We start from the raw sequence: 21,254 nt of genomic DNA on the forward strand, positions 1-21,254 counted from the left end.
GTCCCGCTTAGTAGGCGGCGACCTGAGCTGCAGCCGATCACTCTTCTGTAGAAACCGAGATAGATGCCGGGTTTCGCCTAAGGTCCAGTCCATGGTGCTGCGCGCGCGAGGGATTTTGTTCGACATCGACGGCACCCTGGTCGACTCCACCGCCGCTGTCGAACGATCCTGGCGCACCTGGGCTGAGGAATATCACGTTGATCCCGACGAGGTAGTCCGGGTTTGTCACGGCCGACGGAGCGAAGACATTGTCCCGCTGTTTGTATCGCCGCAGTACCGGGATGCCGCGATCGCCCGGGAACTCGCTCTTGAGTTGGCTGATCTCGATGGTGTCGTGGCGTTGCCTGGGTCCCGTCAGGTGCTTGATGGGCTACCGCAGGGTCGATGGGCTGCGGTCACATCAGGGGAGCGTTCGTTAATGAATGGTCGGCTGAAGGCAGCGGGGCTTCCCGTTCCACAGAGTTTGATCGGCGCAGAGGACGTGTCGGCCGGCAAGCCAAGTCCGGAAGGTTATCTGAAGGGCGCGGCCGCCCTGGGCTTTCCGACCGGAGACTGCTTGGTGGTAGAGGATTCACCCGCCGGGATCAGTGCCGGCCACGCGGCCGGGGCGCGAGTACTGGCCGTCACCACCAGCCATGATCCGGCGGAACTGACGGGCGCCGATGTGATTGTGAGGGATTTGACCTGCCTGAGCGTCGAGCTCACCGATGATGGCGTCACCGTTTTGATCCATTAGCGCGGTCGTGCGAGAAGGCTTCGACCGACCATAACGGAGATGCTGGACGGATGCAGGACCGCCGCGGTGACTGGCTGGCGAAGAAGGTGCCTGCCTAAACTTTCACCTATGCAGCAGACGTTGCGTGTTGATACCGCGGGTGTGCAGGCGATGGCCGCCCGCTGGGGTGCTTCAGTGGAAGGACTAAACGCGACACTAGCTCCCGCTGGGCGTGGGTTGTCGTGTCAGACCAGCGCGGCCGCAGTCAACGCTGCCCACATTGATGTCACCGCGTTCACCGCGGGACTGGCCACACAGATGGGCGCACACGTGACCGGCGTCGCCCAAGCCAACACCTTTTACCTCGCCGAAGAAGCTGATTCGGCCACCAAACTCGGAGCGGTGGCTCACCCGGTTACCAGCGTGTAGCGATGGCAGCGGTCGCAGGGGTTCCCGGCCTGTCAACGCTGTTGGCTTGGCCCACTGAGCATCTCACCGATGCGGCCGCTCACTGGGAGAACGTGGGCGAGCGTAGCTATGGTGTGGTACACCAGATCTGGCGAGATGCGCTCGCGGTGGATTGGCACGGTGAAGCCGCCGAGAAGCTGCGCTCCGCGACGCATGCGGACCTGCAAACTACCGACGCAGCAGTCGACCAGCTACAGGCGGCAGCGCGCGTCGCGCGCAATGGGGCCTCGGATCTGCATGCGGCCCGCTCCCGAGTGCACTACGCCGTCGAGGATGCTCGCACAGCCGGATTCGAAGTCGGCGAAGATCTTTCGGTCACGGACCGCATGACCGGCGGATCAGTCGCCCAACGGGCCGCCCGGCAAGCGGCAGCCCAATCCTTCGCCGGCGACCTTCGTCAGCGCGCCGCACAACTGGTGAGCCTGGATCAACAAGTCGCCGGCAAAATCACTGCCGCCGTAGCCGGAATACGCGACACGTTCCCCCAAAACTCTGCCCCTGTCGCCTCTCCGCCGGCGCCCAACGGCCGCATCCAAGCTGTCGACCACACCTGGAAACAAGATGGTGGCAACGGCCAAACTGATCCGCCGCCCCCTGATCCTCCCGCCCGAGGGTTGCCGCCCGAGGGTCTTCATCCACCGGTCGATGGTTCCCTGACGCCAGGCCCGGCCAGCCGCCCCAGCGAACGAAGTGTCGGCGGCCAAAGTCTGTGGGATGAGCACGGTGGAGAATGGCGCTACTTCCCAGGCGACAAATGGCACAATCCGCATTGGGACTACAACCCTCACTCGAACCCAAATTCTCCTTGGGACAATATTCCGATCAACGGTCTTCCCCCTCGCATCGGTGGTGCTCCGCCGATCATCTCTGGGCTGCCGCCATGGCTTCAAAACCCTGCGGCGGCCGGGGTGCCCGGACCGCCACAGAACCCACTGCTGGCGCCGTTCCCTGGTGCGACCATGCCCACACCCCCACCCGCATCTTCCCCGCCGCCGGGCCCTGGCCTGATGCCGCACATCAACCTGCCCGCACCGAGTCCCGGTGACCTGCAGACGGCGGGCGGCGAGACCGCGGTGGTTGCCGGTGGGGGTCTGCTGTTGCTGATATTGGGGGCGCTGGCTCTTGCGTGAGAACCGAACTGACACCGCCGGGCAGCCCTTCGACCCCGCCGGGGTGTCGTCACTTGCGGAAGTGCTTGCCGAGCACACTGGCGGGCTGACATTCGTTCCCGCAGCACACCTGCCGCTGTGGCTACCCGACCTCACCGTGCCACGGGGATGGGATCTTGGGGCGGTCCACGGTCCCACCGTGACGAGGATGCTGCTGCGGCGACTCGGCAGTGGCGACAACTGGGACGCTTGCGAGGTCTTAAATCTCTACCGTGTTTCAGGCACAGTGCCCGAGAAACTGGTGTTCGACAACGCCGAGCGCACCTTGCGCGACAGCGGCGCCGAGTCCATCCACACACACCACATCGATACGCCGCCGCGGTATGGCCTCATCGCTATGCGTTCATCAGGCCTGCTCCATATCGGCGCGCGCATGGTGCACAGCCAATACACCTACTACGTGATCAATACCGCTGCTGGCGGCGCGCTCATCGAGCAGGCGGTGATGGTCGGCCGCGACGCGCAACCCGCGCTAAGTGGCGAGGTGGCGAAGCTCACCGACGATTTGTACCGCGCTCTGCTAGCCAGCATCGACCGCGCCCCGGAGCCGCCCAGCCCCCGAAACATGCGCAAAGACGCTGCTGGTCGCCGGCCAGAACCTACCTCGTTGCCAACGCCACCAATCCCCGCAGGACCAGCGGAGACCGGCCGTAAGTGGAGACCCATGAGCATCATTCGCGTCAACTTTCTTCCTGAATTTTATTTCGGTGACGACGCAGTTTTATTGACTTTGGACGGCGGCGGCGTCGACGAGCTCAAAGCCGCGCTCAGTGACGCCAAGCAGCACAGGGCGTCGCGACTCGAGCATGACGGAGTTGCGCACGAGTTCCATATTGAGTCCGACGCTGCCGATATAGAACTCGACCCCATGCACGTGGTGTGGCGGCTTGACGAAGCGAAGGCGGCCGAAATCATTGAAGACCTTGCTGTTCTCAGCGACGAGGGCAGCGTGGGTCGTCCAACCAAGGGCCACTTCTACGTAGACATGTCCACGCCCACCAAAACGCTCGTCGTGTCCCGCGACGAATACGTCGACGTGGTCTATCCCTGGCAGTCACCGGCATAACTAACGGGGACTGAACACGGCGATGGACTGATCTTGTGCTGATGTGAGACAGGGGGTGGCAATCTCATTACTTGTAGAACTGAGACTCCAGTTTCTTCGTCCGAGAATGGTTAACCGCTCAAGTTGGCGGGAGCGATCTTACGGTGTTGGAAGCAGCGCGTCCGCGAGGTCTTCGAGGGTGCGGCTGACCCAAATTGCAACACGTTCTAGTCTTGCCACATGAGTGACGAGCTGCTGCGCAACCCGACCCACAACGGCCACCTGCTCGTGGGCGCCCTCAAGCGCCACAAGACCAAGCCGGTGCTGTTCCTTGGCGACACCACGCTGACCGGTGGTCAGATGGCCGAGCGGATCAGTCAGTACATCCAGGCGTTCGAGGCGCTCGGCGCGGGCACCGGCGTGGCGGTCGGCCTGCTGTCGCTCAACCGCCCCGAGGTGCTGCTGATCATCGGCGCCGGCCAGACCCGCGGCTACCGGCGCACCGCCCTGCACCCGCTGGGCTCGCTGGACGACCACGCGTACGTGCTCAACGACGCCGGCATCAGCTCGCTGATCATCGACCCCAACCCGATGTTCGTCGAGCGCGCGCTGGCCCTGCTGGAGAAGGTGCCGGGGCTCAAGCAGATCCTGACCATCGGACCGGTGCCCGAGGCGTTGAACGGTGTCGCGGTCGACCTGGCGGCCGAGGCGGCCAAGTACGACCCGCAGCCGCTGGTCGCCGCGGACCTGCCGCCGGATCAGGTCATCGGCCTGACCTACACCGGCGGCACCACCGGCAAGCCCAAGGGCGTGATGGGCACCGCGGCTTCGATCTCGTCGATGACCCAGATCCAGCTCTCGGAGTGGGAGTGGCCGGAGGACCCGCGGTTCTTGATGATCACCCCGCTCTCGCACGCGGGGGCGGCGTATTTCCTGCCCACCCTGATCAAGGGCGGCGAGATGCACGTGCTGCCCAAGTTCGACCCGGCGGATGTGCTGAAAACCATTGAGGAGAAACGCATTACGGCCACCTTCCTGGTGCCGTCGATGCTCTACGCGCTGATGGACCACCCGGACTCACACACCCGCGACCTGTCGTCGCTGCAGACCGTCTATTACGGCGCGTCGGCGATCAACCCGGTGCGGCTGGCCGAGGCGATCCGCCGCTTCGGCAAGATCTTCGCCCAGAACTACGGGCAGTCCGAGGCGCCGATGGCCATCACCTACCTGGCCAAGAACGAGCACGACGAGAAGCGGCTCACCTCGTGCGGGCGCCCGACCCTGTTCGCGCGGGTGGCGCTGCTGGGCGAGGACGGCAAGCCGGTCCCCCAGGGCGAGCCCGGCGAAATCTGTGTCAGCGGACCGCTTTTGGCCGGCGGGTACTGGAATTTGCCCGACGAGACGGCGAAGACCTTCAAAGACGGCTGGCTGCACACCGGCGACATGGCCCGCGAGGACGAGGACGGCTTCTACTTCATCGTCGACCGGGTCAAGGACATGATCGTCACCGGCGGCTTCAACGTCTTCCCCCGCGAGGTCGAGGACGTCGTCGCCGAGCACCCGGCGATCGCCCAGGTATGCGTGGTCGGCGCGCCGGACGAGAAGTGGGGCGAGGCCGTCACCGCGGTGGTGGTGCTGCGCCCCGACGCGCCCCGCGACGACGCCGCGATCGAGAAGATGACCGCCGAGATCCAGGCCGCGGTCAAGGACCGCAAGGGCTCGGTGCAGTCACCCAAGCGGGTGGTGATCGCCGACTCGCTGCCGTTGACCGGGCTGGGCAAGCCGGACAAGAAGGCCGTGCGCGCGCAGTTCTGGGAGGGCGCCGAGCGCTCCGTGGGCTGAGGCTGCCGCGCGTCGCGCCGAGCGCCCGGGTGGCCGGGCGTTCGCGACGCGGCGCCCGGCTGGCCGGGCGCTCGGTCAGGTCGCCGAGACGCCCGCGACGAGCAGGTCGAGCATGCGGCCGGTCTGCTCCGGTGAACCGCTGACCAAAAAGATGCCGATGAGGCTGGACACAACGTCGTCGGCGCGCACGTCGGCGCGCAGGCTGCCGTCGTCGGCGCCCGCCCGCAACAGCAGCTCGACGGCGCCGACGATGCTGTCGCGGGTCTGGCTGGGTTCCATTGCGCCAGAATCGAAGATCGCCTGCAGGGACTCGGCCATGCCGCGCTTAGCGGCCACGAAGCTTGCGTAGCGGTCCATCCAGCGTCGCAGCGCCGTCGTGGGCGGATGCCGCCCGAGCAGCTGCCCGGCGGCCTCGGCCACCTCGGCGAGCTCGGCGCGGTAGATGGCCTCGACGAGGGCCTCCCTGTTGGGGAAATGGCGGTACAGCGTGCCGATCCCGACGCCCGCGTCGCGGGCGATCGACTCGAGCGAGGCCGCCGCGCCGTGCTCGGTGAACGCCGCGGTGGCCGCCTCCAGCAGCCGCTCGCGATTGCGGCGCGCATCCGACCTTCCCACCAAAGCGGAGGCACCTCCGTTTTCTGCTACGCTGACGAAAGCGGAGGACCCTCCGCATTTCTCCAGTGTCTCACGATCAAGGGAGCACCATGACCGATCTCAACCCCGGCGGCATCGGCACCATCGGATCGCATCCCGTCGCCCGCATGGGCTACGGCGCCATGCAACTGTTCGAGACCTCCCCGCAGGACGCGGCGGCGGTGCTGCGGCGCGCGATCGACCTCGGCGTCAACCACATCGACACCGCGTCGTTCTACGGTCCCGGCGAGGTCAACCGCCGGATCCGCGCGGCGCTGGCCCCCTACCCGGACGACCTCGTCATCGTCAGCAAGGTCGGCGCCCGCTACACCGGCGAGCAACCCATCCCGCTGGCTCCAGCGCAACGGCCCTCCGAGCTGCGCGCCGCCGTCGAGGACGACCTGCGCCAGCTCGGCCTCGACCGCGTCCCGGTGGTGAACCTGCGGCGGCTCGACTCGGGCATCGGCATGGCCGCCGAGGGCGATCAGATCGTCGACCTCGACGACCAGCTGGCCGAGATGATCGCCCTGCGCGACGAGGGCAAGATCGGCGCGATCGGGCTCAGCAGCGTGTCGCTCGACGTGCTGCGGCGGGCGCTGCCCGCCGGCATCGCCTGTGTGCAGAACGCCTACAGCCTGCTGGACCGCTCCCAGGAAGCCGCGCTCGAGCTGTGCGTCGACGAGGGCATCGCGTGGGTGCCGTACTTCCCGCTCGGCTCCGCCTTGCCCGGATTCCCGAAGGTCGCCGACGATCCGGTGGTGGCCGGCATCGCCGGCGAGCTGGGCGTCTCCGGCGCCCGGGTCGGGTTGGCCTGGATCCTGGCGCATGCGCCGAACACGTTGCTGATTCCGGGCACCCGGTCGATCGCCCACCTCGAGGAGAACATGGCCGCGGCCGACGTCACGCTGAGCGCCGAGGCGATCGCCCGGCTCGACGCGGTCGCCACACCCGGCGTCGACCCCTGGGCGCAGGGCGCCGAGCCCTTCCGGGAGGCGTCCCGGAGCTGACTAGTGTGTCAGGCATGGCACGCGCTGACGGGCTCAAGCCGCCCTGGTGGCTGAAGCCGGCGAACAAGGTGTTCATTCAGCTCTCCCGGCTGGGCCTCAGCTTCGGCGGTGAAAGCCCGGTGGTGTTGACCGTGCCGGGCCGCAAGTCCGGCACGCCACGGTCGACGCCGGTGACACCGATGACGGTGGACGGCAAACGCTATGTGGTGGGCGGGTTTCCGGGCGCGGATTGGATCCGCAACGTCCGCGCCGCCGAGCACGCGACGCTGGCCCGCGGCCGGCACCGCGAGCGGGTGAGGATGGTGGAGCTGCCCGCCGACGTGGCGCGCCCGTTCCTGCGGGCGTTTCCCACCGAGGTGCCCACCGGGGTCGGCTTCATGAAGCGCTCGGGGTTGGTCACCGACGGCCGCCCCGAAGAGTTCGAGGCGCTGGCCGGCGTGTGTCCGGTATTCCGGCTGGACCCGGCATAGGAGTTCAAAGACGTTGAGTGACAACCCGTTTGATGCCGACCAGTGGCGTCCCGTTGAGGGCTTCGGCGACCTGACCGACATCACCTATCACCGGCACGTCGACGACGCCACGGTGCGGGTGGCGTTCGACCGGCCCGAGGTGCGCAACGCGTTCCGGCCGCACACCGTCGACGAGCTCTACCGGGTGCTCGACCACGCCCGGATGTCCGCGGGAGTCGGCGTGGTGTTGCTGACCGGCAACGGCCCCTCGCCCAAGGACGGCGGCTGGGCGTTCTGCTCCGGCGGCGATCAGCGCATCCGCGGGCGCAGCGGCTACCAGTACGCCAGCGGCGAGACCGCCGACACCGTCGACCCCGCCCGGGCCGGACGGCTGCACATCCTCGAGGTGCAGCGGCTGATCCGGTTCATGCCCAAGGTGGTCATCTGCCTGGTCAACGGGTGGGCGGCCGGCGGCGGGCACAGCCTGCACGTGGTCTGCGACCTCACCCTGGCCAGCCGCGAGCACGCCCGCTTCAAGCAGACCGACGCCGACGTCGGCAGCTTCGACGGCGGCTACGGCAGCGCCTACCTGGCCCGCCAGGTGGGCCAGAAGTTCGCCCGCGAGATCTTCTTTCTGGGCCGGGCCTACACCGCCGAGCAGATGCACCACATGGGCGCGGTCAACGCCGTCGTCGACCATGCCGAGCTGGAATCCGAAGCCATCGCATGGGCGCGCGAGATCAACGCCAAATCCCCTCAGGCGCAACGCATGCTGAAGTTCGCGTTCAACCTGCTCGACGACGGCCTGGTGGGCCAGCAGCTGTTCGCGGGCGAGGCCACCCGGCTGGCCTACATGACCGACGAGGCCGTCGAGGGCCGCGACGCCTTCCTGGAAAAGCGCGACCCCGACTGGAGCCGGTTTCCCCGGTACTTCTGAGCCCGCCCGCCCGCCTAGACTCGCGTCCCGTGAGCAAGAGTCCGCTTCGCCGGTTCACCGACCAGCTGGTGCTGGCCACCATGCGACCGCCGATGGCCCCGCAGGTGCTGGTCAACCGGCCGCTGATCAAGCCGATCGAGCTGGCGGGCAAGCGCATCCTGCTCACCGGGGCGTCGTCGGGCATCGGCGAGGCCGCCGCCGAGCAGTTCGCCCGCGAGGGGGCCACGGTGGTCGTCGTGGCCCGTCGCCAGGAGCTGCTGGACGCACTGGCCGAGCGGATCACCACGGCGGGCGGTGACGCCACGGCGATCGCCTGCGACGTCTCGGACATGGACGCCGTCGACGCGCTGGTCGCCGACGTCGAGAAGCGGCTCGGCGGCGTCGACATCCTGATCAACAACGCCGGCCGGTCCATCCGCCGGCCGCTGGCCGAGTCGCTGGAGCGCTGGCACGACGTCGAACGGACCATGGTGCTCAACTACTACGCGCCGTTGCGGCTGATCCGCGGCCTGGCGCCGGGAATGATCGAACGCGGCGACGGCCACATCATCAACGTCTCGACGTGGGGGGTGCTCTCGGAGGCGTCGCCGCTGTTCTCGGTGTACAACGCGTCGAAGGCCGCGCTGTCGACCGTGAGCCGGGTCATCGAAACGGAGTGGGGCGAGCGGGGTGTGCACTCCACGGCGCTGTACTACCCCCTGGTGGCCACCCCGATGATCGCGCCCACGAAGGCCTACGAGGGCGTGCCGGCGCTGACGCCGGAAGAGGCCGGCGAGTGGATGATCACCGCCGCCCGCACCCGCCCGGTGCGCATCGCGCCGCGCATGGCGATCGCGGCCAAGGCGCTGGACACCTTTGGCCCCCGCTGGGTCAACGCCGTCATGCAGCGCCAGAGCATCCAGCCCAATCGCAAGGGCGACCGCTGACCGGACCGGCGCGATCGGGCCCGTGTGATAGACACGAGTTATGGAGATCCTGGCCAGCCGGATGCTGCTCCGGCCCGCGGACTACCAGCGGTCCCTGGCCTTCTACCGCGACGAGATCGGCCTGGCGATAGCGCGTGAATACGGCGGCGGCACAGTGTTTTTCGCCGGGCAGTCGCTGCTGGAGCTGGCCGGGTACGGCTCCCCGGACCATTCCCGCGGCCCGTTCCCGGGCGCGCTGTGGCTGCAGGTCCGCGACCTCGAGGCGACCCAGGCCGAGCTACGCGGCCGCGGCGTGTCGATCGCCCGCGAGGCGCGTCAGGAACCCTGGGGCCTGCACGAGATGCACGTGCTCGACCCCGACGGCATCACGCTCATTTTCATCCAGATCCCCCCGGACCACCCGTTGCGCCGCGACACCCGAGGTGAACGGCAGGGAAATTCCGGTTAACTGAGAGGTAACATCTGGCGACGACTCAAGGTACACCCGCGTTTCATGTCATGCCGCATTCGACAATGGATTGCCCCTACCACCAGAATCAGGCCCTGTGAACATCCAATTGTTCCTCTTGATCATTGTCGTAATCACGGCACTGGCTTTCGATTTCACCAACGGCTTTCATGACACGGGCAACGCGATGGCGACCTCGATCGCCAGTGGCGCGCTCAAGCCCAAAACGGCGGTTCTGCTCTCGGCGGTACTGAATCTGGTGGGCGCGTTCATGTCCACCGCCGTCGCCGCCACGATCGCCAAGGGCCTCATCGACTCCAACATCGTGACGCTGGAGCTGGTGTTCGCCGGCCTGGTCGGCGGCGTCGTCTGGAACCTGCTGACCTGGCTGCTCGGCATCCCCTCGAGTTCGTCGCACGCCCTGATCGGCGGCATCGTCGGCGCCACGATCGCTGCCGTCGGCGCGCACGGCGTGATCTGGAAGGGCGTGATCTCCAAGGCCATCATCCCGGCCGTCGTGTCGGCGATCCTGGCCATCGCGATCGGCGCGGTCGCCACCTGGCTGGTCTACCGGATCACCCGCGGCGTGCCGAAGGCCCGCACGGAGGCCGGTTTCCGGCGCGGCCAGATCGGTTCGGCGTCGCTGGTCTCGCTCGCCCACGGCACCAACGACGCACAGAAGACGATGGGCATCATCTTCCTGGCGCTCATCTCCTACGGCTCGGTCAGCAAGACCGCCACCATGCCGCCGCTGTGGGTCATCGTGAGCTGCGCGCTGGCCATGGCGACCGGCACCTACCTCGGCGGGTGGCGCATCATCCGCACGCTGGGCAAGGGCCTGGTCGAGATCCAGTCGCCGCAGGGCATGGCCGCCGAATCCTCCTCGGCCGCGGTGATCCTGCTGTCGGCCCACTTCGGCTACGCGCTGTCGACCACCCAGGTGTGCACGGGTTCGGTGCTGGGCAGCGGGCTGGGCAAGCCCGGCGGCGAGGTCCGCTGGGGCGTCGCCGGCCGCATGGGGGTCGCCTGGCTGGTCACCCTCCCGCTGGCGGGGCTGGTCGGCGCCTTCACCTACGGCATCGTGCACCTGATCGGCGGCTACCCGGGGGCGATCACCGGTTTCGCGCTGCTGGTCGCGGTCTCGGCCACCATCTACCTCCGGTCGCGCAGGGTCAAGGTCGACCACCACAACGTCAACGCCGAATGGAAGGGCGATCTGACCAGCGGGCTGCAGGCCGCCGACCAGCCGCCGCCCGGCGATGACGGACCCACGCTCGGCGGCGTGTCCGCCCGGTACGACTCCGACGACCCGTCGCTGAAAGCCAACGCCTCATGAGCCACATCGGCGACTGGTTCAACTACCAGGCGAGCCTGAAGATTCTGGTCTTCGCGATGCTGGCCGGCGCCGCCCTGCCGGGGCTGTTCGCCCTCGGGATCCGGCTGCAGTCCGCGGGGGCGGGCGACATCAGTCTGGACGGCGCCAGCAACGGCTCCGCCCCGCGGCGCAACCCGATGCTGACTGCGTTGGCGTGGAGCATCTACGCGCTGGTCATCGCGGTGATCGCGCTGGCGTTGCTCTACATTGCCCGCGATTTCATCGCCCATCACACCGGCTATCCGCTGCTTGGAGCGAAACCCAAGTAGCATCGTTTGATGCCCATCGAGTCGGCGAACCGGACGCCGGGGAGAGCTGTATCCGCGTGAACGGATTTCTCAATTCCATCGTCTCGTGGCTCCGCGCGGGCTACCCCGAGGGCGTGCCACCCACCGACACGTTCCCGGTGCTCGCGCTGCTGGCCCGCCGGCTGTCCAACGACGAAGCCAAGGCCGTGGCGTGCGAGCTGGTTCGGCGCGGCGAGTTCGACGACGTCGACATCGGCGTGCTGATCACCCAGATCACCGACGAGCTGCCGTCGCCGCAGGACGTCGAGCGGGTACGGGTGCGGCTGGCGGCCCAGGGCTGGCCCTTCGACGACGCCGATCAGGCCGGGGATCCGGCATAGCCGTACTGCGCGCGCTGCACGTCCCGCCGGGCGCGGCGGCCGAGACGCTGCTGCCCGCCCTGGCGGGCGTGCTGGAGGGACGCGACCCGGCGCTGGTAGCCGTCGGCGACGATCGCGAGTCGGCGGCGCTGCGGGCGGGGCTGCGCGTCGGGGAAACCATCGACGACGACGTGGCCCTGGTGGCGGCGACGTCGGGCACCACCGGCAACCCGAAGGGCGCCCTGCTGACAGCGGCCGCCCTGCGGGCCAGCGCCGCGGCCACCCATGACCGCCTGGGCGGCCCGGGCAGCTGGCTGCTCGCCCTGCCGCCACACCACATCGCCGGGGTGCAGGTGCTGGTCCGCAGCCTGCTCGCCGGCACGTCGCCGGTCGAGATGGATGTCACCGGCGGCTTCGATGAAACCGAATTGCCCAGGGCCATCGGCGCTTTGGGCCCCGGCAGGCGGTACACCTCGCTGGTCGCCGCGCAGTTGGCCAAGGCGCTCGCCGACCCGGCGGCCGCGGCCGCCCTCGCCGAACTCGACGCCGTGCTGCTCGGCGGCGGGCCCGCGCCGCGTCCGGTCCTGGACGCCGCGGCCACGGCCGGAATCACCGTCGTGCGCACCTACGGCATGAGTGAGACCGCCGGCGGGTGCGTCTACGACGGCGTCCCGCTGGCCGGGGTGCGGCTGAGGGTGGCCGACGGGCGCATCGTCATCGGGGGCGCGACGGTGGCCAAGGGCTACCGCGACCCCATCGACCCCGACCCGTTCGCCGAGCCCGGCTGGTTCGTGACCGACGACCTCGGCGCCATCGACGGCGCGGGCGTGCTGACGGTCCTGGGCCGCGCTGACGACGCGATCAGCACCGGCGGGCTGACGGTGTTGCCGCAGCCGGTCGAGGCGGCGCTGTGCAGCCACCCGGCCGTCCGCGATTGCGCGGTGTTCGGGGTGGCCGACGAACGCCTCGGGCAGCGGGTGGTCGCCGCGATCGTGGTGCACGACGGCCGCGTGGCGCCGACTGTGGAGGCGCTGCGCGCGCACGTGACGCGCGCCCTGGACGCCACCGCGGCGCCGCGCGAGGTGCACGTCGTCGACGCGCTGCCGCGCCGCGGCATCGGCAAGGTCGACCGCGCGGCGCTGGTGCGCCGCTTCGCCGGCGCGAGCGATCAATAGGCTGTGCGTCCGTGAGGCGGGGTCGACGGCAGGCGGTGCGCGACGCCGTCGCGGTGTCGATCGGCGCGGCGCTGGTGGCGGCGGCGTTCGTGCTGCCGCGGATGAACCTGGGGGTCCGGCCGCGCCTGGATGTCGGGGCGGAAAAGTTCGCCACCCACGCCGGCTCGGCGCCGATCTTCGGCGAGTGGCTGATCCACGCCGGCTGGGGCACCGGCCCGGCCATTGCCCTCGCCGTCGTCGTCGTCGCGTGGGGACCGACTCTGGCGCAACGACTTTCGTGGCGGGCGCTGACGCTGGGCAGCTGGGCCGTCGCCGGCGGGTGGGCGTTCGCGCTGGCGATGATCGACGGCTGGCAGCGCGGCTTCGCCGGCCGGCTGACCACCCGGGACGAATACCTGTCGCAGGTGCCGGGCGTCACCGACATTCCAGCCACGCTGCGCACGTTCGCCGGCCGGATCGTGGACTACCAACCGCATTCGTGGACCACCCACGTGTCGGGGCATCCGCCCGGGGCGCTGCTGACGTTCGTCTGGCTGGACCGGATCGGTCTGCACGGCGGCGCCTGGGCCGGGCTGCTGTGCCTGCTGGCCGGCTCGAGCGCCGCCGCCGCGGTGGTGGTCGGCGTGCGCGCGCTGGCCGACGAGTCCACCGCGCGGCGGGTAGCCCCGTTCGTGGCGCTGGCGCCGACGGCGATCTGGGTGGCCGTCTCCGCCGACGGATACTTCGCCGGCGTGGCCGCGTGGGGCATCGCGCTGCTGGCCGTGGCGGTGCACCGCCCGGTCCGGTTCCCCGCCCTGACCGCCGCCGCGGCCGGGCTGCTGCTGGGCTGGGGAGTGTTCTGCAACTACGGCCTGATGCTGATGGGGCTGCCGGCGGCGGCGGTGCTGGCGTCCGCGGCGGACTGGAGGGCGATCCTGCGGGCGCTCGGTCCGGCGGCGCTGGCCGCGATCGGGGTGGCGGTGGCCTTCGCCGTCGCCGGGTTCTATTGGTTCGACGGCTATCACCTTGTGCAGCAACGCTATTGGCAGGGCATCGCCAAGGACCGGCCGTTTCAGTACTGGAGCTGGGCCAACCTGGCGTGCGTGGTGTGCGCGATCGGGCTGGGCGGCGTCGCCGGGCTCGGGCGGGTGTTCGACGGGGCCGCCGTCCGTCGCCGCTCCGGTTTTCACCTGCTGTTGTTGGGCGTGCTGGCCGCCGTCGTGTGCGCGGACCTGAGCATGCTCAGCAAGGCCGAGGTGGAACGCATCTGGTTGCCGTTCACCATCTGGCTCACCGCGGCGACCGCGCTGCTGCCGGTGCGCTCGCACCGGATCTGGTTGGCGCTCAACGCCGCCGGCGCGATTGCGCTCAACACGATCATCCTGACGAACTGGTAGGTCCGGTACGAGTGTGAGCTGAGGGCAACGAGTGTGAATCCTGGGCTTTGAGTGTGAACGAGCGGCGGGATTTCAGCGATTTCTCCGCCCTGGCTGCACTCCCAAATCCAACGATTCACACTCAAAGCGCCAGACGCACCGCCGATTCCGCGCTCACAGGCCGGCCGCGCGGGTGATCCGCGCGAAGCGGCTGTCGGGCCCGCAGGCCTCGCGCACCGCGGCGACGTCGTCGACGACGTCGACGTCGGCCAGCGTCTGCACCGTCGCGACGTCGATGCCCGTGTCGCGCAACGCCTTCAACGTCAGTTCCCCGGTGTCGGGCGCCGACATCGGTACGGTGCGCAGGCACTGGGCCATCGCCGGTGCGCCCACGCCCAGCACCCACCAGCCGCCGTCGCGGGCCGGCCCGAGCACGGCCGGCGCCTCGAGCAGCCGGCGCGCGCAGCCGGTCAACAGCTCGGCGGTGACCTGGGGGGTGTCCATCCCGATCTGCAGCACCGGCAGCCCGTCCGACGAGGCGTCGGCGTGCGCGTTGGCGAGGCGTGCGGCGAAATCGTCGCCGCGCTGGGCGATCACGGTGAAGGACGCCAGTCGCCGCCGGATATCGGCGGCGCTCGCGGCGCGGCCGAGGTCCCCGGTGAGGGCGACGACCCGCGCCGCCACCGGCGCGTCGGCCACGGCGTCCAGCGTGTCGAGCAGTGCGGCGGCGGCGATCTCGGCGGCGACGCGGTCGCCGACGCTCGCCGCGAGCCGCGTCTTGGCCCGGCCCGGCTCGGGCGCTTTGGCGACCACCAGCAGCGTCACCGGCAGGGCGGTCACGAGATCACCTTCCAGAAGTCGAGGATCGCGGTGATGCTGCCGCGCAGCGATCCGCTGACCTTCGACTTGCCGCCCGTGCGCGGGCCGTAGCTGACGTCGAGTTCGACGACGCGCCAGCCGGCGGCCGCGGCGCGCACCAAAAGCTCGAGCGGATAACCGGATCGGCGGTCGGCGACGCCCAGCGCCAACAGCGCCTCGCGCCGGGCCACTCGCATGGGCGCGATGTCGTGCACCGGCAGGCCGTGGCGGGTGCGCAGCCGCCAGCTCATGACGACGGTCCCGATGCGGGCCACCCACGGCCAGTGCAGGCCGGGCACCGGCCGGCGCCGGCCGGTCACCAGGTCGGCGCCCTGCTCGAGCGCGGCGACCAGCCGCGGCAGGTCGGCGCCGTCCATCGAGCCGTCGGCGTCGATGACCGCCACGATCGGGGTCGTCGCGGCCATCACGCCCGCGTGCACGGCGGCGCCGTACCCGGCCCGTGGTTCGGCGACGACCCGGGCGCCGTGGCGCGCCGCGACGCCGGCGGTGTCGTCGGTGCTGTTGTTGTCGACCACCAGCGCCCGGTAGCCGGCCGGGATGGCGGCCAGCACGGCCGGCAGCGACTCCTCCTCGTTGAGGCACGGCAGGACCACCGTGACCAGGCCGTCGGCGCCGGGCACGCGTCAGAACCCGCGGTGCGTGCGGGGCTCCTGCGGGAACAGCGGCTGCTGCGAGTGCGTCGGCGGCGCGGTCTGCTGGGTGTGCGTCTGCACCGGCGGTTGGGTGGTCGCCTTGGTGCTCGGCGGCGCATACGTCGTCGTCGGGGGTGCGTGCGTGGTCGTCGGGGGTGAATACGTCGTCGTCGGGGGCGAATACGTGGTCGTCGGGGGCGAATACGTCGTCGTCGGCGGCGAGTACGTCGTCGTCGGCGGCGAATACGTCGTCGTCGGGGGCGAATACGTCGTCGTCGGCGGCTGGGACGTCGTGATGGTCGGCGGCGTGTAGGGCGTCGTCGGGTTGTACGGCGGGTTGTAGGGCGGTTGCCACCCCGGGATCGGAATGGGAATCGGAATAGGAACCGGCACAATAGGATTCGGCCGCGGCGCCCAACCCGGATCGGGGTTGGGCACGACACCGGGGTTGCTCGGCGCCTCGGGAACGGGAGCGACCTGCGGGCCGCCTCCGGACGGGGGCGCGACGTGTTCGGGAGCCGGGACGGTGCCGCCCTGGAACCCGGCGTTGGGCGCCTCGGGCGGGGGTGGGGGCAGCGGCGCCTGCTGCTGGCTCGGCAAGATCGGCATGAATTTGCCCGGGGTGCCGTTCTGCACGCCCACCACCGGCTGCTGGGCGGCGGTCGGGCGGACGGCCACCGCGATCGCGGTGGCCAGCGACGCTAATCCGATGACCGCGAAGGCGATGACGGCGTTGCCGATCACCAGCGACCGCCGCGACAGCTTCGTCGGCGCGTCCTCGCCGGCCTCGGCGTCGTCGCCGAACTCCGGGCCGTAGTCGTAGTCGTCGAATTCGGGGTCGTACTCGTCCATCTCGCCCGGATAGACCCCGCCCTCGTCGGCCATCGAGTACGCCAGCTGCGGCTCCTCGGCGTCCGGCGCGGGCACGACCGTCGTCTCGTCCCCGGTGAGGCCGGCGGCGGGGGCCATCGCGGTCGCGTCCCCGGCGGCGGGGGCCATCGCGGTCGCGTCACCGGTCAGGCCGACGGCCGGCGCCATGGCCGTCGCATCCGGCGCGGACGCCGCCGCCGCGGCGATCGCGGCGCCGCGCGCGAGCGCAAACGTGGGGTCCTCGGCGACCTGCACCCGCATGGTGGACGCGTCGCGCAATTCGTCGGCGACCCGGTTGAGGTCGGGCGAGGCGCCGAGCAGATACACCTCCCCCGGCGCGTCGGGATGCGTGCCGAGGTTCGCCATCATCGTCTGGAACGCGGCGGTAGCGTCCGGGCCCGTGGCGCCGGTCAGCGGCTGGCTGGCCAACACGGTCGGCGGCGCGTCGGGGTCCCCGGCGTCCGGGCCCACCACCGACAGGGTGGCCGTCGCGTCGTCCATCACGAGCGCGGCGCCGGGCCGCCCGGCCGCCCGCATGAGGGCGGCGACGGCCTGCGACTCCGAGAGCACCGCGACGTTGTGAACGCCGGAGTCCTCCAGCGCCCGCCGCAGCTCGTCAGCCCGTGGCTCGTCGGACCAGCACAGGCGCGTGCCGACCAACCGGTGGTTCTCGTCGGCCAACAAGCGATTGGTTCCGACCACGGTCTCGGTGAGCGTGCCGAGCGGGTTGTCGGCGAGATCGATGACGGATTGGTCGATCACGTCGGTGCCCTGGGCGCCCGACCCCAGGAGCGCCAGGCGGGCGACGGGACCGGTGACCGCGACCCCCAAAACGACGTCCATCCCGCTTCTCCTTCACCCTGGCCACCCCGCACCAGCAATGTCCCGGCATCATTACACTTGCGATACCGTCGGCAGTATCAGTCATTCGGCGACAAGGTTCGCCACTAGCGCAGCGTAACCAGCTTTTCGAAGGACAGGACGGTCGCCGCGGAATCGCCTCCGCCCAGCGGCCCGTCCCAGCCACTGCCACGGCAGCCGAACGGAGAATATGTTCGCAAGCGAGCGGTGCATGTGGCTCGGCAGGGCATTCCCCCGCCGGACACCGGCAGCTGCGCCGAAAGTAGTCGTCCTTGAATCCCGGGGGGCATGGTGAGCCAGAGCAGCGACGACACGCCAACCGGCCCCATCGGGGCCCGGGCCCAGCAGGCGCCCGCGCCCCGCATCATCCGCCCGCACGCCACCGGCGGCACGACACCCGTTGCCGCGGGCACGGGACGGCGCCGGGCCATCGTCAGCGACGCGACCGCGGTGGTGCTGTTGGTGCTCGCCGTGTTCTTGCCGTGGAATCTGTACTTCGGTGTCGGGATTCCCGACAGCAGTCCGGCCCTGTTCGCGGTGCTGCTCGCTGTGACGGTGCTCGCCGTCGCCGCCGTCGCGGTGGCCGGTTCCTGGCGGTCGGGCGGCGAGCGGTTCAACCCGGCGTCCGCGGCGCGGCTTCGGTTGGCGCTCAACGCCCCCTATCTGCTGCTGGTGCTCGCCGTCATCGCGTTCGACGCGTACGAGACCGTCCGGTTCGGGGGCACGGTCACCGTGCCCGGCGGGGTGGGGCCCGGGGCGTGGGTCGGCGTCGCCGGCTCGCTGCTCAGCGCCCAGGCGGTGCCGGCCGGGCCGATCCCGGCCGACGACGAGTACACGGGCTGGCATCGCTCCGCCCGGATGATCGGCGCGCTGTCGATGCTCGCGGCGGTGCTCAGCTTCGGGTTCAACCTGTACTGGCGGGTGCGCTACGCGCTGCAAAGCACTAACGGCGCGGCGGAATTCGGCAAGCAGAACATCGCGGTGATCGCCACGGCGGTGGTGTACGGGGTGGTGGCGCTGGTCGCGGTCCTGGTCGCGTCCAGGTGGCTGCTGCAGCGCACCCGGGCGAGCCGGCTGACCACCGTCGCACTGGGTGCGTCGGCATTGGCCGCGGGGATCCTGGTGTGGATCCTGCCCGTCGGCCGCGACCTCGATGCGTTCCACGGCATCGCCCAGAACACCTCGACCGCCGGGGTCGGGTTCGAGGGTTACCTCGCCTGGGCGGCCGGGGCGGCCATCTTCGCGCCGCGGGCCCTGTTCGGTCACCGCAACCCGTCGCCGGCGGAGGAATCCGCGTGGCGGTCCACGACCCGAAATGGCTTGCTGCTCATCGCCGTCTGGGCCGTGGGGTCGATCGCGATGCGGCTCACCGACCTTGTCGTCGGCATCGCCTTGAACTATCCGTTCTCCGGGTACGACAGCGTGGTGCTGGCCGCGTTCGACCTGGTGACCGCGGCCCTGGCGATCTGGCTGCGCCGCCGCCTGGCCGGAATCTCGGCGCGACTGGTCACGTCGCTGTGCGGGCTCGTCGCCGCCCTCAGCGTCGCCCGCGTGATCGTCGGCGTCGCGCTGGCGCCGCGGTTCGCCGACTCGCCCAATTCGCCCGCGCAGCAACCTGTCTACGGCAACGACCTCGCCCAGCAGATCACCAGCACCTTCGACGTGACGCTGTGCGGGCTGGCGCTGGGCATCCTGGCGGCCGCCGTCGTGGCCGGGCAACTGCACGGGCGGCGCCTGGCTCGCCGCGCCGCCCGCAAGCGCGCGGCCGACGCGAATGCGGCGGCGCCGACCACCCGGGTCCGCGTGGGCCAGGCCGCCGGGCCGTCGGCCGCGGCCACCACCCGCATGCCCACCGGGGGGCCCGGCGCGGAGAGCGACCCGCCCACCGCGGAGATCCCGCCGCTGGCCGGCTCGCCCCGGATCTTTCGCGGCGACGACTCCGGCACGCGGCAGATACCGGTGCGGGGGCCCCAGATCTTCCGCCCGCCGCAAACGTAGGGGTTTACCGAAGGGGCGCGAACGCGAACTCGCGCAACCCGTCACCCGGTAAGACCGAAGCGCTAAACCCCAGCACCTCGGCCGCCCGGGACGGGTCGGCGACGATGTGGCGCACGTCGCCGCTGCGATATTCACCGGTGACCACCGGCGACAGTGAACCGCCCCGCGCGTCGCACAGCGCCGCGGCCACCTCGAAGATCGAAATCGGCTGCCCCGAGCAGACATTGGCCGCGAGAAAACCGTCGTCGTGCGCTAGCGCCGCGACGTTGGCGGCGGCCACGTCATCGACGTGCACGAAGTCACGCATCTGGCCGCCGTCCTCGAAAATCCTTGGCGGCTCGCCCTTTTCCAGCGAAGACCGGAAGATCGCCGCCACGCCCGAATACGGGGTGTCGCGCGGCATGCCGGGGCCGTAGACGTTGTGGTAGCGCAGCGCCACCACCGAGCCGCCGGTGGCCTCCGACCAGGCCAGCGCGTAATGCTCCTGCGCGGTCTTGCCGGCCGCGTACAGGCTGCGGGGGCGCAGGCAGGCGTCCTCGTCGACGAGGCGCCACGCCAACTCCTCCCCGCCGACCGGGCACCGGTGCTCGAAGGCCCCGGCGTCGAGGTCCGCGCGCCGGCGCGGCAGCGGGTCCACGCGCCCGTGCCGTCGGCAGTGATAGTTCCCCTGCCCGTAGACGACCATCGAGGACGCCAGCACGAGGCGCCGCACCCCGGCGGCGAACATCTGCGCCAGCAGCACCGTGGTGGCCAGGTCGTTGTGGCCCCCGTAGGCGGGCGCGTCGGCGGCGTCCACGCCGGCGCCCACCATCGCCGCCTGATGGCACACCGCGTCCACGCCGTCCAGGAGCGGGGCCAGCGCGTCGGCGTCGCGCACGTCGACGCGGTGACATCCCTTCGGCAACACCGGGTTCGGGCCGTGCGCGGCGGGCAGCAGGACATCGACGGCGACGACGTCGTGGCCGGCGGCGCGCAGCGCGGCGCCCACCCGCGAGCCGATGAACCCGGCCGCGCCGGTCAACAACACCCTCATGGCAGCTCGATGGGCAGCGTCACCCCGGTGTGCGGCAGGCAGGTGGTGCAGGTGCGGTCGGCGGCGACCCGGCCGATGGCCGCGCGCACCAACGCCTTGAACGGCCCGATGTTGCGTTCGAATTCGGCGAACACGTCGACGGTCCGCACGCCCTCCCCGGCGCTCACGCCGGCGTCCAGGTCGGTCACCAAAGCGATTGCCGCGTAACAGATTTCGAGCTCCCTAGCGAGCACGGCCTCCGGGTATCCGGTCATGTTCACCAGCGAGAACCCGGCGGAGGCGAACCACCGGCTTTCGGCGCGGGTGGAAAAGCGCGGCCCCTGGATCACCACCATGGTGCCGCCGTCGACCACGCCGGGGAGGTCGGTGACCGCCGCGCGCAGCGTCGGGCAGTACGGATCGGCGAAGTCGACGTGGATCCCGCCGGAGTCGAAATAGGTGTCGGCGCGGCCCCGGGTGCGGTCGACCAGCTGATCGGGCACCACGATGGAGCCCGGGCCGAGTTCGGGTTTGAGGCTGCCGACCGCGCACGGCGCGAGCACCCGCCGCACGCCGAGTTTGCGCAGGGCCCACATGTTGGCCCGGTAGGGAACGGTGTGCGCGGAGAATTCGTGCTTGGCGCCGTGGCGGGGCAGGAAGGCGACGTCGTGTCCCTCGATGGCGCCCACGGTGACCGGGGCGCTGGGCGCTCCGTAGGGGGTGTCGACCGTGACGTCGTCGGCGTCGGATCCGAAGAAGGTGTAGAAGCCGCTGCCGCCGATGACTCCGAGCATCCGACCATTGTGGTGCATGACCACGCGGTGATCGCGGGGCCTGGGGAGCGGCGGCCC

General features: G+C 70.3%; 22 protein-coding genes. 16 read left to right on the top strand and 6 right to left on the bottom strand.

Annotated elements, in window-relative coordinates:
- The first annotated feature begins 91 nt into the window (after positions 1-91).
- The 5 genes from W7U_RS18210 to fadD8 all read left to right on the top strand — a co-directional run bounded on the left by W7U_RS18210 (position 92) and on the right by fadD8 (position 5,239).
- Positions 92-736 carry an HAD family hydrolase gene (locus W7U_RS18210; RefSeq protein ID WP_008261028.1) on the top strand — a complete coding sequence of 215 codons (645 nt, stop codon included), beginning with the start codon at positions 92-94 and terminating at the stop codon, positions 734-736.
- A gap of 108 nt (positions 737-844) precedes the next feature.
- Entirely contained in the window at positions 845-1,144 is a 300-nt protein-coding gene (locus tag W7U_RS26815; RefSeq protein ID WP_232518835.1) for a hypothetical protein, read from the top strand.
- Between the two features lie 2 nt (positions 1,145-1,146).
- Positions 1,147-2,313 (top strand): hypothetical protein, encoded by a 1,167-nt coding sequence (locus W7U_RS18220; protein WP_020823633.1) that lies wholly within the window; start codon positions 1,147-1,149, stop codon positions 2,311-2,313.
- A 187-nt stretch (positions 2,314-2,500) separates the two neighbouring features.
- Positions 2,501-3,418, top strand: coding sequence for a hypothetical protein (locus W7U_RS18225; protein WP_008261037.1), 918 nt, complete (start codon positions 2,501-2,503; stop codon positions 3,416-3,418).
- Positions 3,419-3,637: 219 nt separating this feature from the next.
- Complete coding sequence (gene fadD8 / locus W7U_RS18230; protein WP_008261039.1) at positions 3,638-5,239, top strand: fatty-acid--CoA ligase FadD8; 1,602 nt, start codon at positions 3,638-3,640, stop codon at positions 5,237-5,239.
- Positions 5,240-5,314: 75 nt separating this feature from the next.
- On the opposite strand, the gene W7U_RS18235 is transcribed toward fadD8, so the two are convergent.
- Entirely contained in the window at positions 5,315-5,857 is a 543-nt protein-coding gene (locus W7U_RS18235) for a TetR/AcrR family transcriptional regulator (RefSeq protein WP_036429528.1), read from the bottom strand.
- A gap of 86 nt (positions 5,858-5,943) precedes the next feature.
- On the opposite strand from W7U_RS18235, the gene W7U_RS18240 reads away from it, so the two are divergent.
- The 10 genes from W7U_RS18240 (at position 5,944) to W7U_RS18285 (ending at position 14,172) form a co-directional block, all read left to right on the top strand.
- Entirely contained in the window at positions 5,944-6,879 is a 936-nt protein-coding gene (locus tag W7U_RS18240; RefSeq protein WP_008261042.1) for an aldo/keto reductase, read from the top strand.
- Between the two features lie 14 nt (positions 6,880-6,893).
- Positions 6,894-7,349, top strand: coding sequence for a nitroreductase family deazaflavin-dependent oxidoreductase (locus W7U_RS18245; RefSeq protein WP_008261044.1), 456 nt, complete (start codon positions 6,894-6,896; stop codon positions 7,347-7,349).
- A 13-nt stretch (positions 7,350-7,362) separates the two neighbouring features.
- Positions 7,363-8,265, top strand: a complete 903-nt coding sequence (locus W7U_RS18250; RefSeq protein WP_008261045.1) for a 1,4-dihydroxy-2-naphthoyl-CoA synthase — start codon at positions 7,363-7,365, stop codon at positions 8,263-8,265.
- A gap of 29 nt (positions 8,266-8,294) precedes the next feature.
- Positions 8,295-9,191: an SDR family oxidoreductase gene (locus W7U_RS18255; protein WP_008261046.1), complete on the top strand. Its 897-nt coding sequence runs from the start codon at positions 8,295-8,297 to the stop codon at positions 9,189-9,191.
- A gap of 40 nt (positions 9,192-9,231) precedes the next feature.
- On the top strand, positions 9,232-9,639 hold the full coding sequence (locus W7U_RS18260) for a VOC family protein (RefSeq protein ID WP_008261047.1): 408 nt from the start codon (positions 9,232-9,234) through the stop codon (positions 9,637-9,639).
- Positions 9,640-9,736: 97 nt separating this feature from the next.
- Positions 9,737-10,975: an inorganic phosphate transporter gene (locus tag W7U_RS18265; RefSeq protein ID WP_008261048.1), complete on the top strand. Its 1,239-nt coding sequence runs from the start codon at positions 9,737-9,739 to the stop codon at positions 10,973-10,975.
- On the top strand, positions 10,972-11,283 hold the full coding sequence (locus tag W7U_RS18270) for a hypothetical protein (protein ID WP_008261049.1): 312 nt from the start codon (positions 10,972-10,974) through the stop codon (positions 11,281-11,283). The genes W7U_RS18265 and W7U_RS18270 overlap by 4 nt, the downstream gene beginning before the upstream one ends.
- A 56-nt stretch (positions 11,284-11,339) precedes the next feature.
- On the top strand, positions 11,340-11,642 hold the full coding sequence (locus tag W7U_RS18275) for a DUF3349 domain-containing protein (protein ID WP_008261050.1): 303 nt from the start codon (positions 11,340-11,342) through the stop codon (positions 11,640-11,642).
- Positions 11,643-11,710: 68 nt separating this feature from the next.
- Positions 11,711-12,796, top strand: coding sequence for an o-succinylbenzoate--CoA ligase (gene menE, locus W7U_RS18280; RefSeq protein WP_008261059.1), 1,086 nt, complete (start codon positions 11,711-11,713; stop codon positions 12,794-12,796).
- A 35-nt stretch (positions 12,797-12,831) separates the two neighbouring features.
- Positions 12,832-14,172, top strand: coding sequence for a hypothetical protein (locus tag W7U_RS18285; protein ID WP_008261061.1), 1,341 nt, complete (start codon positions 12,832-12,834; stop codon positions 14,170-14,172).
- A 153-nt stretch (positions 14,173-14,325) separates the two neighbouring features.
- On the opposite strand, the gene W7U_RS18290 is transcribed toward W7U_RS18285, so the two are convergent.
- Genes W7U_RS18290 through W7U_RS18300 form a run of 3 tightly spaced genes read right to left on the bottom strand, consistent with a single transcriptional unit; the run spans position 14,326 to position 17,375 of the window.
- On the bottom strand, positions 14,326-14,991 hold the full coding sequence (locus W7U_RS18290; RefSeq protein WP_008261071.1) for a DUF2064 domain-containing protein: 666 nt from the start codon (positions 14,989-14,991) through the stop codon (positions 14,326-14,328).
- Positions 14,988-15,650: a glycosyltransferase family 2 protein gene (locus tag W7U_RS18295; RefSeq protein WP_008261072.1), complete on the bottom strand. Its 663-nt coding sequence runs from the start codon at positions 15,648-15,650 to the stop codon at positions 14,988-14,990. The genes W7U_RS18290 and W7U_RS18295 overlap by 4 nt, the downstream gene beginning before the upstream one ends.
- A gap of 3 nt (positions 15,651-15,653) precedes the next feature.
- Positions 15,654-17,375 (bottom strand): hypothetical protein, encoded by a 1,722-nt coding sequence (locus tag W7U_RS18300; protein ID WP_008261073.1) that lies wholly within the window; start codon positions 17,373-17,375, stop codon positions 15,654-15,656.
- A 306-nt stretch (positions 17,376-17,681) separates the two neighbouring features.
- On the opposite strand from W7U_RS18300, the gene W7U_RS18305 reads away from it, so the two are divergent.
- Positions 17,682-19,391, top strand: a complete 1,710-nt coding sequence (locus tag W7U_RS18305) for a hypothetical protein (protein ID WP_008261074.1) — start codon at positions 17,682-17,684, stop codon at positions 19,389-19,391.
- 4 nt (positions 19,392-19,395) lie between these two features.
- On the opposite strand, the gene W7U_RS18310 is transcribed toward W7U_RS18305, so the two are convergent.
- Complete coding sequence (locus W7U_RS18310; RefSeq protein ID WP_008261075.1) at positions 19,396-20,424, bottom strand: NAD-dependent epimerase/dehydratase family protein; 1,029 nt, start codon at positions 20,422-20,424, stop codon at positions 19,396-19,398.
- The gene (locus W7U_RS18315; RefSeq protein WP_014385852.1) at positions 20,421-21,197 is read right to left on the bottom strand and encodes an S-methyl-5'-thioadenosine phosphorylase; all 777 of its coding nucleotides are present in this window, start codon (positions 21,195-21,197) and stop codon (positions 20,421-20,423) included. Before W7U_RS18315 ends, W7U_RS18310 begins: the two co-directional genes overlap by 4 nt.
- Between the last annotated feature and the right edge of the window lie 57 nt (positions 21,198-21,254).

The organism is Mycobacterium sp. H4Y (assembly GCF_000364405.1).
Taxonomy (GTDB): Bacteria; Actinomycetota; Actinomycetes; order Mycobacteriales; family Mycobacteriaceae; genus Mycobacterium; species Mycobacterium intracellulare.

Coding starts and splice junctions, on each gene's coding strand:
- W7U_RS18260 (WP_008261047.1), top strand. CDS start 9,232: ATGGAGATCCTGGCCAGCCGGATGCTGCTCCGGCCCGCGGACTACCAG.
- fadD8 (WP_008261039.1), top strand. CDS start 3,638: ATGAGTGACGAGCTGCTGCGCAACCCGACCCACAACGGCCACCTGCTC.
- W7U_RS18210 (WP_008261028.1), top strand. CDS start 92: ATGGTGCTGCGCGCGCGAGGGATTTTGTTCGACATCGACGGCACCCTG.
- W7U_RS18300 (WP_008261073.1), bottom strand. CDS start 17,375: ATGGACGTCGTTTTGGGGGTCGCGGTCACCGGTCCCGTCGCCCGCCTG.
- W7U_RS18245 (WP_008261044.1), top strand. CDS start 6,894: ATGGCACGCGCTGACGGGCTCAAGCCGCCCTGGTGGCTGAAGCCGGCG.
- W7U_RS18310 (WP_008261075.1), bottom strand. CDS start 20,424: ATGAGGGTGTTGTTGACCGGCGCGGCCGGGTTCATCGGCTCGCGGGTG.
- W7U_RS18225 (WP_008261037.1), top strand. CDS start 2,501: ATGCTGCTGCGGCGACTCGGCAGTGGCGACAACTGGGACGCTTGCGAG.
- W7U_RS18315 (WP_014385852.1), bottom strand. CDS start 21,197: ATGCTCGGAGTCATCGGCGGCAGCGGCTTCTACACCTTCTTCGGATCC.
- W7U_RS26815 (WP_232518835.1), top strand. CDS start 845: ATGCAGCAGACGTTGCGTGTTGATACCGCGGGTGTGCAGGCGATGGCC.
- W7U_RS18220 (WP_020823633.1), top strand. CDS start 1,147: ATGGCAGCGGTCGCAGGGGTTCCCGGCCTGTCAACGCTGTTGGCTTGG.
- W7U_RS18305 (WP_008261074.1), top strand. CDS start 17,682: ATGGTGAGCCAGAGCAGCGACGACACGCCAACCGGCCCCATCGGGGCC.
- W7U_RS18240 (WP_008261042.1), top strand. CDS start 5,944: ATGACCGATCTCAACCCCGGCGGCATCGGCACCATCGGATCGCATCCC.
- W7U_RS18270 (WP_008261049.1), top strand. CDS start 10,972: ATGAGCCACATCGGCGACTGGTTCAACTACCAGGCGAGCCTGAAGATT.